Source organism: Mesorhizobium sp. M4B.F.Ca.ET.017.02.2.1 (assembly GCF_003998955.1).
GTDB classification, from domain to species: domain Bacteria; phylum Pseudomonadota; class Alphaproteobacteria; order Rhizobiales; family Rhizobiaceae; genus Mesorhizobium; species Mesorhizobium abyssinicae.
Genome location: NZ_RZOF01000033.1, coordinates 19,198 through 31,098 on the forward strand (window position 1 = coordinate 19,198; position 11,901 = coordinate 31,098).

The following is an 11,901-nucleotide window of genomic DNA, read 5'->3' on the forward strand; positions in this document are numbered from 1 at the left end:
ACGGCAATCGACTTTCGGCCGGGGATAGCGGAAGCCGCGCCTCCGTGCTTGGAAAAATGCAGTAAGGTCAAAGATTTAGCCAGAGTTCTCGCTCGCGCCAACAATCTGCGGCCTGTCAGACAAGAGAAAAGACGGTCCGTGGCTCAATCGTCATCGCCAATCTCAGCTGTCGCAGAACGCTATGCGGGTTCGCTGTTCGAACTCGCGCTGCAGGCAAATTCGGTCGCCCAGGTCGAGGCCGACCTCACCAGTTTCGAGGCGCTGCTTGAAGGCAGCGCCGATCTTTCCCGGCTGATCAACAGCCCGGTGTTCTCCAGCGAGGATCAGGCCAAGGCGATCGCCGCGATCGTCGCCAAGGCAAAGCTCGGCGGGCTCGCCGGCAATTTCCTGCGCGTCGTCGCCAAGAACCGCCGCCTGTTCGCAGTGCCCGGCATGATCAAGGCTTTCCGCCGCATCGCCGCCGAGCATCGTGGCGAGGCTTCGGCCGAGGTCACCTCGGCGCATGCGCTGACGGCCGCGCAGGAGACCGAACTGAAGGCGGCGCTGAAGAGCGTTGCCGGCAAGGACGTGGCCATCACGGTCACCGTCGACCCGTCGCTGCTCGGCGGGCTGGTGGTCAAGATGGGCTCGCGCCAGATCGATACGTCGCTCAAAACCAAACTCAATTCGCTCAAGCTTGCACTGAAAGAGGTCGGCTGATGGACATCCGCGCCGCGGAAATTTCCGCAATTCTGAAAGACCAGATCAAGAATTTCGGCAAGGAGGCCGAGGTCTCCGAAGTCGGCCAGGTGCTGTCCGTCGGTGACGGCATCGCCCGCGTCTACGGCCTCGACAATGTCCAGGCCGGTGAAATGGTCGAATTCCCCGGCGGCATCCGCGGCATGGCGCTGAACCTCGAAGCCGACAATGTCGGCGTCGTCATCTTCGGCAACGACCGCGACATCAAGGAAGGCGACACCGTCAAGCGGACCGGCGCCATTGTCGACGCGCCTGTCGGCATGGGCCTGCTCGGCCGCGTCGTTGATGCGCTCGGCAACCCGATCGACGGCAAGGGCCCGATCAAGGCGACCGAACGCAAGCGCGTCGACGTCAAGGCGCCCGGCATCATTCCGCGCAAGTCGGTGAACGAGCCGATGTCGACCGGCCTCAAGGCCATCGATGCGCTGATCCCGGTCGGCCGCGGCCAGCGCGAGCTGGTCATCGGCGATCGTCAGACCGGCAAGACCGCGATCATCCTCGACACGATGCTGAACCAGAAGTCGGTGCACGAAAACGGCCCGGAAAAGGAAAAGCTCTACTGCGTCTACGTCGCCGTCGGCCAGAAGCGCTCGACCGTCGCGCAGTTCGTCAAGGTGCTGGAAGAGCGCGGCGCGCTTGAATATTCGATCGTCGTTGCCGCCACCGCTTCCGACCCGGCGCCGATGCAGTTCCTGGCGCCGTTCACCGGCGCCACCATGGGCGAATATTTCCGCGACAACGGCATGCACGCGCTGATCAGCTATGACGATCTGTCGAAGCAGGCCGTCGCCTATCGTCAGATGTCGCTGCTGCTGCGCCGCCCGCCGGGCCGCGAGGCCTATCCGGGCGACGTCTTCTACCTGCACTCGCGTCTGCTCGAGCGCGCCGCAAAGCTCAACGACGATCTGGGCGGCGGCTCGCTGACCGCGCTGCCGATCATCGAGACGCAGGCCAACGACGTGTCGGCCTACATCCCGACCAACGTGATCTCGATCACCGACGGCCAGATCTTCCTCGAAACCAACCTGTTCTTCCAGGGCATTCGTCCGGCGGTCAATGTCGGCCTGTCGGTGTCGCGCGTCGGCTCGTCGGCGCAGATCAAGGCGATGAAGCAGGTTGCCGGCTCGATCAAGGGCGAACTCGCTCAGTATCGCGAAATGGCGGCCTTCGCGCAGTTCGGCTCCGACCTCGACGCCGCCACGCAGCGCCTGCTGAACCGCGGCTCGCGCCTGACCGAACTCCTGAAGCAGCCACAGTTCTCGCCGCTCAAGGTCGAGGAGCAGGTTGCGGTGATCTTCGCCGGCGTCAACGGTTACCTCGACAAGCTGGCGATCAACCAGGTCGGCAAGTTCGAGCATGGCCTGCTCAGCCACATGCGCTCGGCCGGCAAGGACGTGCTCGACGGCATCCGCAAGGAGAAGGCGCTGTCGGATGATCTGCGCGCCAAGCTCAAGGCCGAGATCGACGCCTTCGCCAAGACCTTCGCCTAAGAAGAAGCCGGACGCACGGGATCAGGTTTGAAGCATGCCTTCATTAAAAGACCTTCGTAACCGTATCGCCTCGGTCAAGGCGACGCAGAAGATCACCAAGGCGATGCAGATGGTCGCCGCGGCGAAGCTGCGCCGCGCGCAGGAAGCGGCGGAAGCGGCGCGTCCCTATTCCGAGCGGATGGGCGCGGTGCTGGCCAACATCGCCCAGGCGATCGGCGGCGGCGGCGATGCTCCGGCGCTGATGACCGGCACCGGCAGGGACGACGTGCAACTGCTCGTCGTCTGCACCGCCGAGCGCGGCCTCTGCGGCGGCTTCAATTCGCAGATCGCCCGCCTTGCCCGCGACCACATCCGCAAGCTCCTGGCCGACGGCAAGCAGGTCAAGATCATCTGCGTCGGCAAGAAGGGCTACGACATTCTGCGCCGCGACTACGCATCGCTGATCCTTGAGCGCGTCGACCTGCGTGAAGTGCGGACGCTCGGCTTCGCCAATGCCGATGCCATCGCGAAGAAAGTCATCCACCTCTTCAACGAGGGCGGTTTCGACGTCTGCACACTGTTCTACTCGCAGTTCAAGTCGGTGATCAGCCAGATCCCGACGGCGCAGCAGATCATCCCGGCGGCGACTGCCGCTCCGGCTGCTGCCGAGGCGACCAATGGCGGCAACGCCGTCTACGAATACGAGCCGGAACCGGGCGAGATCCTCTCCGACCTCATCCCGCGCAACATCTCGGTCCAGATCTTCCGCGCGCTGCTCGAAAACGCAGCCGGCGAGATGGGCGCCAAGATGAGCGCCATGGACAATGCGACGCGCAACGCCGGCGACATGATCAACAAGCTGTCGATCACCTACAACCGCCAGCGGCAGGCGCAGATCACCAAGGAATTGATCGAAATCATTTCGGGCGCCGAGGCGCTCTAGTCGCGGGCCCATGTGGAGGTCGCTGACCTCCATGCGGACAGCGCGAGAAACAGAAAGACGAAAAAGGGCAAAGACGATGGCGAAAGCAGCGACTCCGAAGACCGCCGCCAAGGCGGCACCGGCCAAGGCTCCGGCAGCAGCCGCGAAGGCCGCTCCGGCCAAGAAGGCGGCGGCACCGGCCAAGGCAGCACCGGCCAAGGCGGCGAGCGTCGCCGTCAAGAAGACCGGCGCCGTCGGCAAGGTCCGCCAGGTCATCGGCGCCGTCGTCGACGTGCAGTTCGGCGACCACCTGCCGGCGATCCTGAACGCGTTGGAAACCTCCAATGTCGGCAACCGCCTCGTGCTCGAAGTGGCCCAGCATCTCGGCGAGAACACCGTGCGCTGCATCGCCATGGACTCCACCGAAGGCCTGGTCCGCGGCCAGGAGGTCTATGACACCGGCGCGCCGATCTCGGTGCCGGTCGGTCCCGGCCTGCTCGGCCGCATCATCAACGTCATCGGCGAGCCGGTCGACGAGGAAGGCACGGTCGACGGCGTCGAACAGCGCGCCATCCACCAGCCGGCTCCGGCCTATGTCGACCAGTCGACGGAAGCGCAGATCCTGGTCACCGGCATCAAGGTGCTCGACCTGCTCGCTCCTTACGCCCGCGGCGGCAAGATCGGCCTGTTCGGCGGCGCCGGCGTCGGCAAGACGGTGCTGATCCAGGAACTGATCAACAACGTCGCCAAGGCGCATGGCGGCTTCTCGGTGTTCGCCGGCGTCGGCGAGCGCACCCGCGAAGGCAACGACCTCTATCACGAGTTCATCGAATCGGGCGTCAACAAGAAGGGCGGCGGCGCCGGCTCCAAGGCCGCTCTCGTCTACGGCCAGATGAACGAGCCGCCGGGCGCCCGCGCCCGCGTCGGCCTAACCGGCCTCACCGTTGCCGAGTACTTCCGCGACCAGGGCCAGGACGTGCTGTTCTTCGTCGACAACATCTTCCGCTTCACGCAGGCGGGCTCGGAAGTGTCGGCGCTGCTCGGCCGTATTCCTTCGGCCGTGGGCTATCAGCCGACGCTGGCCACCGACATGGGCGCGCTGCAGGAGCGCATCACCACGACGACCAAGGGCTCGATCACCTCGGTGCAGGCGATCTACGTGCCGGCCGACGACTTGACCGACCCGGCGCCGGCGACCTCGTTCGCTCACCTTGACGCCACCACCGTGCTCAACCGCGCGATCTCGGAAAAGGGCATCTACCCCGCCGTCGATCCGCTCGACTCGACCTCGCGCATGCTCGACCCGATGGTCGTCGGCGAGGAGCACTACCAGGTTGCGCGCCAGGTGCAGTCGATCCTCCAGCGCTACAAGTCGCTGCAGGACATCATCGCCATCCTGGGCATGGACGAGCTGTCGGAAGAGGACAAGCAGACCGTCGCCCGCGCCCGCAAGATCGAGCGCTTCCTGTCGCAGCCGTTCTTCGTCGCCGAAGTGTTCACGGGCTCGCCGGGCAAGCTGGTCGACCTCGCCGACACCATCAAGGGCTTCAAGGGCCTCTGCGCCGGCGACTACGACCACCTGCCGGAAGCCGCGTTCTACATGGTCGGCGGCATCGAGGAAGCGGTCGAGAAGGCTCAGCGCCTGGCGGCTGAAGCGGCGTAATTTTCCAACTTGGTAGCGCGGGCGGTTCTGTCCGCGCTACTTCGATCCAAGCGTTTGTGAGACACCATGGCTGAAGCTTTCAAGTTCGAACTGGTCTCGCCGGAGCGCCTGCTGGTTTCCGAAGAGGTCGAGTCCGTCGTCATTCCGGGCGCCGAAGGCGAGATGACCGTGATGGCCTTGCACGCGCCGGTCATGACCACGATCAAGCCGGGCGTCGTCACAGTGAAGACCGTCGGCGGCAAGGAAGAGCGCTACGTGGTGTTCGGCGGCTTCGCCGACATCGTGCCTTCGGGTTGCACGCTGCTTGCCGAATCGGCGGTGGCGGTCGGCGACATCGACCGTGCCGACCTCGCCCGCCGCATCCAGGAAGCCAAGGAAGACGCCGCCGACGCCAAGGACGACCAGGCGCGCAGCAAGGCGGAACAATTCCTTAGCCAGCTCACCACGCTGGAAGGCGCCATCCTGCCGGCCTGAGACCAGGCTTCCACCGGTGATTGAAAAAAGCGGGCTTGTCCCGCTTTTTTGTTTGCCTGGCCGTCCAATGGCAACGACTATTCATCGCGCCAAATGGTAAGCATGTCCGCAGGCAAACAGGCGCGAGCGCCTCCCTAAAGGAATCTCGGCTTAGTCAGCCTCAATGCCGTCTATGCCAAGCGCGGCGAAGGCCAGGATGGGGCCGTCGCGGCGCAAGTGGACGAGATGGACAGCCACGAGTTCAATCAAGGTCTGGCGTTCGGGGTGGTCCCTGGCGAAACCTGCGAGATCGAACACAGCCGTCACGGTTTCGTTCGCCGGCAGCTGCTGGCTCAAAAGTTCCGTCAGCGGCGCGTCGAGCGGATCCGTGAAATGGGCTTCCGGCAAGGCCTTGCCGCGCGCCGCGCAGGCGGCGATCCAGGCGGCCACCACCAGTGTGAGATGGACCATTTCGGTGCCGGCTTCCAGGCACTCCAAGACTGACGCCACGATGCGCTGCGGCAGTTTCTGGCTGCCGTCATTGGCGATCTGCGCGGTGCGGTGGGCAAGCGCGGTGTTCGAAAAGCGTTGGGCGAGTTCCGCCGTATAGGCGCTGGTGTCGAGCCCGGCGTCCTCGGGCAGCGTCGAAATGGCCTCGGCCCACAGGCGATCGACGAACTGCCGGATCGCCGGATCGGCGAAGGCGCGGTCGACGGTCGCATGGCCGCTGAGCAGGCCGAGATAGGCGATGCCCGAATGCGAACCGTTGAGCAGTCTCAGCTTCATGTCCTCGAAGGGACCGACATCGGCGACCATGGTGACGCCGAATTTTTCCCAGGCCGGCCTGCCTGCTGGAAAATCGTCTTCGACCACCCATTGGCAGAACGGCTCGGTCATCACCGGCCAGGCATCCTCGACGCCGAGCTCGACCGCGATGCGTGTCCGGTCGGCGTCCGTGGTCGCCGGCACGATGCGGTCGACCATGCTCGAGGGGAAGGCCACGTCGTTTGCGATATGGCTGGCAAGAGGGGCATCGCCCTGTGGGGCGAGCTGGACATCGCCCTGTCGGGCGAGTCCTTGATCGCGAAGCGCTGCGAACTCGATCAGCAGCCGGTGCAGCGTGGCGCCGTTGGCCGGCAGGTTGTCGCAGCAAAGCACGGTGAAAGCCGGCGTGCCGGCGGCGCGGCGGCGCGCCAGCGCTTCGGTCAGGAAACCATGCGCCGTGCGCGGCAATCCCGGATTGGCCAGATCGTGGACGATGTCGGGGTGGGTTTCGTCGAGCCGGCCGTCGGCTGCCCTCAGATAGGCCTTCTCGGTGATGGTCAGCGTGACGATGCGGGTGCGCGGGTCGATCAGCGCGGCCAGCACCGCGCCTGGGTCCTCGGGCGCCACCAGCATCGACTGGATCGAGCCGATGACGCGCAGGCTCTCGCCGCCGCTGTCGCGGATCGCCAGCGTGTAGAGTCCGTCCTGCGGCGCCAGCGCATCGCGTGTGTCGGCGCTGCGCAGCGAGACGCCGACAATGCCCCAGTCACGCTCTCCCGCCGCCAGGCAGTCGTCGACATAGGCGGCCTGGTGGGCACGGTGGAAGGCGCCGACTCCGAGATGGACAATGCCCGGCGCGATGTCGTCCCGATCGTAGGCGGGAACCGAAGCCTGATTTGGCAAGGACCGCAGCGTCCCATCGGAGAGGCGGTCGTGGGTCATGGCACCAAAAACGCTGGGAGGTTTCGGCGGAGCGGCATGCGGATGTCCCCGTGCGATGGATCGGATGCGGGGTATCATCTGTTCCCCAATGCCGCAAGCAGGCGGGTGGATGCCGGCCGCGTTGACATCGTTCCTGCCCGACCGTACCGATTGTCCCATCCTTTGGGAGCGTCTATGTCCATGATCGCGCTGACCGATCCGGATCTGCTGTTCCCCTCCGAGGCGGATGCGCGCGTTGCCGGCGCGCTTTGCGCCGGCGTGGAAAAGCTGCCCATCGTCAGCCCGCACGGTCATACACAGGCGAACCGGCTTTTGCGCGGCTTGGACGCGATCGCGGAGGCACTGCGTCATCGATGACAGACAAATGTTGGATATCATGAGCAGTACAGGGCCCGATCTTTCCGCCTTCAGCCTCGCCGGCAAGCGCATCCTGGTCACCGGCGCCAATACCGGCATCGGCCAGGGCATCGCGGTGTCGGTCGCGCGTGCGGCACGGTGGTCGGCGTCGGCCGCTCGGCGATGGATGAGACCGCCGAAAGGATAGAGGCGGCCGGCGGACACTTCGAGGCGGTGCGCTGCGACCTTGCCGACTCGACGGCAGCGCAGGCGATGCTCGACCGGGTCTGGCACGACAGCGGATCGCTCGACGGCCTGGTCAACAATGCCGGTATCATAAGGCGGGCCGATGCGGTCGAGCTGACCGAAGCCGACTGGGACGACGTCATCGACGTCAATCTGAAGACGGTGTTCATGCTGAGCCAAGGCTTTGCCCGGAATGTGCTTGCCGAACCTGGACGGCGCGGCAAGATCGTCAACATCGCTTCGGTGCTGAGTTTCCAGGGCGGCATCCGCGTCGCCTCCTACACGGCCTCCAAGCACGGCGTGCTCGGCATCACCCGGCTGCTCGCCTGCGAGTGGGCGCAAAAGGGCATCAACGTCAACGCCGTCGCGCCCGGCTATATCGAGACCAACAACACCGAGGCGCTGCGCGCCGATCCCGATCGCAGCGCTTCGATCCTGGCGCGCATCCCGGCCGGGCGTTGGGGTCGGCCGGAGGACATCGGCGACGCCGCCGCGTTCCTGCTCGCGCCGGCGTCCGACTATATGCACGGCGCCGTAGTGCCGGTGGATGGCGGATGGCTGGCGCGCTGAGAGAGGCGAGATGACCGTGACGAAGATATTCTCGTATGCCGGCGAGGCAGCATGGACGCCGACGCAGGACGGCAACCGCCGGCGCGTGCTCGTCCACACCGACGAGCTGATGATGGTCGAGTTCGGCTTCGACAAGGGTGGCGTCGGCGCGCTGCATTCGCATCCGCATGTGCAGGCGAGCTACGTCGCCGAAGGCCGCTTCGAGGTGACCGTCGACGGCCGCACCGAAGTCCTGGAAGCGGGCAGCAGCTTCATCGTTCCGTCCAATCTGCTGCACGGCGTCAGGGCGCTGGAGGCCGGGCGCCTGGTCGACAGCTTCACGCCGCACCGCGCCGATTTCCTCGGCTGATTTCTTGACGGGGATCTAGCGGGGCAAGGCGTGGTCGCGTCGGCTCGCGGCGAGCAAGCGATGGGTGGCCTCGATAATCGCCTCGGCGGGCGTATCGGAGACTTTAGCCGATCTCCCGCGCCTTGGCGCGGTGACCACCTCGACGGTGTTCGACAGCGGCCGCCACCGCTCCATGTTGGCGCCGTTGTTGATGATCACCGTCGGGGTCATGACCGTGGCAAACAGATGGCCCAGCCCGCCTTCCATGCCGACGTAGGCGGCCGCCATTTCGCCGAGCGCAAGCAGCAGGTCGCTGAACGCCTCGGCGTCGAGCCCAAGCTCCGGGCCGACCAGTTGAAGACGGGGTTCCTTCGCGGCAAGGGTCTGCGGGCTCGGTCCGCTGCCGGGGGTGACCAGATACAGCACCTGGTAGCCGGCATCGATGAGGTTGCCGGCGACGGCGGCGACCTGGGCGTCGCCCATGAACTTGTTGCCCTTGGCGTTGCCGCCAAGAAGGATCAGCGGACGCTGGTCCGCGCCGCGTAACTGACGCGCCAGGGCGCGGGCGGCCTGCGGAACGTCCAGCCTGTGGTCGAATGGCAGATGCCTGCCGGCCAGCCGCTCCACCAGCCGATGGTAGCGCCAGGCATTGTGTTCGGGACGCAGCGTCCATCTGATGCCCGGACGCCAGGACAGCATATAGCCGGCAAAATTGGGCTCGTAGCGAACGCCGCGGCCGATGAGCTGCAATCTGGTCACCAGCAGGCCGGGCACGCCGGTGCGGAAATCGACCAGCGTCGTTTGTCCGCCGCGCGGCTTGAACTCGGCGAGAACAGCCGAAAGCGGCGTCACCGGCCTGAAATCGTCGATGAGGGAAGCGACGTGCTTGCGCAAGACACCGGTAAGCGAGGAGTTGCCCATTGTGCCATAGACGATGTGGCTCTGCGGGAAGGCCGTTCTTGCGGCGCGCAATGCCGGCAGCCTTAGCAATCCGTCGCCGAGGGCGTCGTTGCGGGCGTAGAAGATCAGCAGCGGTGCGGTCGAATCCATGCCGGTGCGGAACCCTTGGCTCAGGGCGGAAATGGGCCTCGATCAAGGCGCGCTCTGGTCCAGCCGCTGATACTGAAGCCGTCCTGGCGAGTCAAAGGCGATCTGCCGCGCATCCAGGAACAGAAAACCCGCGCCTCCGGGGAGGCGCGGGTATGTTGCCTGGGCGCGTGTCGCGCCGCGGTACTCAGAACATCACCGCAGGACTGGGACGGTGCCGCAACATGGTGAAGATAGGTTTAACGCGGGCTCGATCGAGGTTCTCCAGCCTGTGGATAAGCCAGGCCATTTGCAGGCCTCTGGAAATGCACGTATCTGACCATGTACGCGGGCGGAGAGGCAAAGCTTGAACGAAGGCCGCAAAGAGGCTTTTCAGCTTGGGACTCGCGTGGTCCTGGCAGCGCGGCGGCACGGACCCATCGTCACGCCGGGCATGCTGCCGGGCGACGATGGCGCCAACATCAACGGCCCGTCGCTGATCAGGGTCCCCGACTGGCTGCCGGGCCGGCTCGGCGCCTATTATCTCTATTTCGCCCACCACACGGGCACCTACATCCGGCTTGCCTATGCGGATTCGCCGCGGGGCCCGTGGAGGATCCATCCAGGCGGGGCGCTGTCGCTCGACCAGTGCCCGTTCCTGAGAGAACACATCGCTTCGCCGGACGTCCATGTCGACGATCAGGGCCGCCGCCTGGTCATGTATTTTCACGGACCGACCGAGGCCGGCGGCCGCAGGCAGACGAGTTTTGCCGCGACCTCGCCCGACGGCATCCATTTCGAGCCCCATCCGGAGCCGCTCGGACCATCCTATGCGCGGATCTTCCGTCACGACGGCTGGTGGTACGGACTTTTCGGCACTGGCGCCGTCAGGCTGTCGCGCTCCAGCGACGGGCTTTCGGGCTTCGAGCCGGGCCCCGTGCTGTTGCCTGCCTCGGGCCGCCGTCTCTCCCCCAGGCATGTCGCCGTGCAGACATGCGGCGAGCAGCTCAGGATCTACTACACGCGCCGGGGCGATGCGCCGGAGCGGATCCTCTACGGGACCGTCGATCTTGCCCGCGACTGGCGCAGCTGGAAGGTGCAGGGCAAGGCCGAGCTGCTGCGGCCATCATGCGGGTTCGAAGGCAACGACGAGCCCGTCCGGCGCAGCCGCATGGGAGCGGCAAAAGGCCGCGAAAACGCCCTGCGCGATCCGGCGATCTTCGAGGAAGACGGCCGGACATGGCTGCTTTATGCCGTCGCCGGCGAGAGCGGCATCGCGCTGGCCGAAATCCATCAAGAGCATGAGGGGATGGCGGAACGGCTTGCCAGAACCCTTCGCCGGGCCGCCTCGCCGCTGTCGGAACGGCTTCGACGCCTCGGCATCCGGACCAAGGCGCCCAGGCGGATATTCATCGCCGGCTGCGCGCGCAGCGGAACCACGCTCGCTCGCCGGCTGATGGGCTGCTTCGACGGTACCTATGTCCATGAATTCGAATCGCCGTTCCCGAAGCTGCTCGAACTGAAGCGCCCGCATGCCAATCTCGTCGTCAAGCGCACCGCCGAGAGCCATGAGCTGCTATGGCAACTTCCCGCCGGCATCGGCCTCATCTATTGCGTGCGCCATCCTTTCGACGTGCTGACCAGCGCGCATCCGCAGACGGTGCATCTGCGCCCCTTCCATGTCACGACCGAACGCTGGGAGGCGGAGTATGCCGGTTTGATCCGGTTGCGCGAAGCCCAGCCGGCGCGACAGATCCTCTATTTGCGCTATGAAGACCTGATTGCCGAGCCGGATGCCGAACAGGCGCGGATCGCCGGCGCGTTCGGCATTGCGCCGGCGATCCGCTTCAGCGCCGATGCGAACAATCCGATCCGCGCAACCTCGTTGCGGAAATGGGAACGCAATGCGGCGCTCAGGACCTATCTCCAGGGTCTGCCGCCGGCCTTCCTCGCCCGCGTCGAGATGTTCTGCCGCGAATTCGGTTATGAGCTGCCGGCGGATGTGAGCGCCGGAAGGGGCGAACCTGGAGAGTGAGTCGCATCATCGAGCGCCAGCGCACGATCCGCCCGCTGGAAGCCGACCAGAACGCAGGCGACGTACGCGGCGGGTGGCGCCCGGGCGATCTTGCCTTTAAGACCATGGCCTCGACCAAACCGGGGACCATCGGGTGATGCACAGATCGGCGGCGAGCGTCCCGGCGGATGGACGGGATGCCAAGCATCGCGTCCTCAAGGACGTGTTCGGTTTCGACGATTTTCGTCCCGGCCAGGCCGCGGTGATGGAGGCGCTGCTTGCCGGGCGCCACGTGCTGGCAGTGATGCCGACCGGCGCCGGCAAGTCGCTCTGCTACCAGGTCCCGGCGCTGGTGCTGGGCGGGCTCACCATCGTCGTGTCGCCGCTGGTGGCGCTGATGCAGGACCAGGTCGCGGCGCTGCGCCTGGC

12 protein-coding genes and 1 pseudogene are annotated in these 11,901 nt (G+C 65.8%); 11 read left to right on the forward strand and 2 right to left on the reverse strand.

The window, feature by feature from the left end; genetic code table 11:
* Positions 1-138: 138 nt before the first annotated feature.
* The 5 genes from EN738_RS06905 (at position 139) to EN738_RS06925 (ending at position 5,266) form a co-directional block, all read left to right on the forward strand.
* The gene (locus tag EN738_RS06905) at positions 139-699 is read left to right on the forward strand and encodes a F0F1 ATP synthase subunit delta (RefSeq protein WP_127283050.1); all 561 of its coding nucleotides are present in this window, start codon (positions 139-141) and stop codon (positions 697-699) included.
* Complete coding sequence (atpA, locus tag EN738_RS06910) at positions 699-2,228, forward strand: F0F1 ATP synthase subunit alpha (RefSeq protein ID WP_126057605.1); 1,530 nt, start codon at positions 699-701, stop codon at positions 2,226-2,228. The genes EN738_RS06905 and atpA overlap by 1 nt, the downstream gene beginning before the upstream one ends.
* Before the next feature lie 34 nt (positions 2,229-2,262).
* Positions 2,263-3,150 carry a F0F1 ATP synthase subunit gamma gene (locus EN738_RS06915; RefSeq protein ID WP_127283051.1) on the forward strand — a complete coding sequence of 296 codons (888 nt, stop codon included), beginning with the start codon at positions 2,263-2,265 and terminating at the stop codon, positions 3,148-3,150.
* Positions 3,151-3,226: 76 nt separating this feature from the next.
* Entirely contained in the window at positions 3,227-4,792 is a 1,566-nt protein-coding gene (atpD, locus tag EN738_RS06920) for a F0F1 ATP synthase subunit beta (RefSeq protein ID WP_127283052.1), read from the forward strand.
* Between the two features lie 66 nt (positions 4,793-4,858).
* Complete coding sequence (locus tag EN738_RS06925; protein ID WP_127283053.1) at positions 4,859-5,266, forward strand: F0F1 ATP synthase subunit epsilon; 408 nt, start codon at positions 4,859-4,861, stop codon at positions 5,264-5,266.
* Between the two features lie 150 nt (positions 5,267-5,416).
* Here EN738_RS06925 and EN738_RS06930 read toward each other — a convergent pair whose 3' ends face one another.
* Entirely contained in the window at positions 5,417-6,952 is a 1,536-nt protein-coding gene (locus tag EN738_RS06930; protein WP_127283054.1) for a mannitol dehydrogenase family protein, read from the reverse strand.
* 180 nt (positions 6,953-7,132) lie between these two features.
* Here EN738_RS06930 and EN738_RS35360 point away from each other — a divergent pair, with 180 nt between their 5' ends.
* From EN738_RS35360 to EN738_RS06940, 3 genes and pseudogenes are all read left to right on the forward strand, one after another.
* The gene (locus tag EN738_RS35360) at positions 7,133-7,309 is read left to right on the forward strand and encodes a hypothetical protein (protein WP_189605770.1); all 177 of its coding nucleotides are present in this window, start codon (positions 7,133-7,135) and stop codon (positions 7,307-7,309) included.
* 19 nt (positions 7,310-7,328) lie between these two features.
* Positions 7,329-8,104 (forward strand): annotated as a pseudogene (kduD, locus tag EN738_RS06935) (2-dehydro-3-deoxy-D-gluconate 5-dehydrogenase KduD).
* Positions 8,105-8,114: 10 nt separating this feature from the next.
* Positions 8,115-8,453, forward strand: a complete 339-nt coding sequence (locus tag EN738_RS06940; protein ID WP_127283055.1) for a cupin domain-containing protein — start codon at positions 8,115-8,117, stop codon at positions 8,451-8,453.
* A gap of 15 nt (positions 8,454-8,468) precedes the next feature.
* Here the strand turns inward: EN738_RS06940 and EN738_RS06945 are convergent, their stop codons facing one another.
* Entirely contained in the window at positions 8,469-9,482 is a 1,014-nt protein-coding gene (locus EN738_RS06945) for a glycosyltransferase family 9 protein (protein WP_127283056.1), read from the reverse strand.
* Positions 9,483-9,867: 385 nt separating this feature from the next.
* On the opposite strand from EN738_RS06945, the gene EN738_RS36130 reads away from it, so the two are divergent.
* The 3 genes from EN738_RS36130 to EN738_RS06955 all read left to right on the forward strand — a co-directional run.
* Complete coding sequence (locus tag EN738_RS36130; RefSeq protein WP_245494394.1) at positions 9,868-11,493, forward strand: sulfotransferase; 1,626 nt, start codon at positions 9,868-9,870, stop codon at positions 11,491-11,493.
* Positions 11,490-11,630, forward strand: a complete 141-nt coding sequence (locus EN738_RS35365; RefSeq protein WP_189605768.1) for a hypothetical protein — start codon at positions 11,490-11,492, stop codon at positions 11,628-11,630. The genes EN738_RS36130 and EN738_RS35365 overlap by 4 nt, the downstream gene beginning before the upstream one ends.
* A partial coding sequence (locus EN738_RS06955) for a DEAD/DEAH box helicase (RefSeq protein WP_127283057.1) occupies positions 11,630-11,901 on the forward strand: 272 nt, incomplete at its 3' end. The genes EN738_RS35365 and EN738_RS06955, both read left to right, overlap by 1 nt.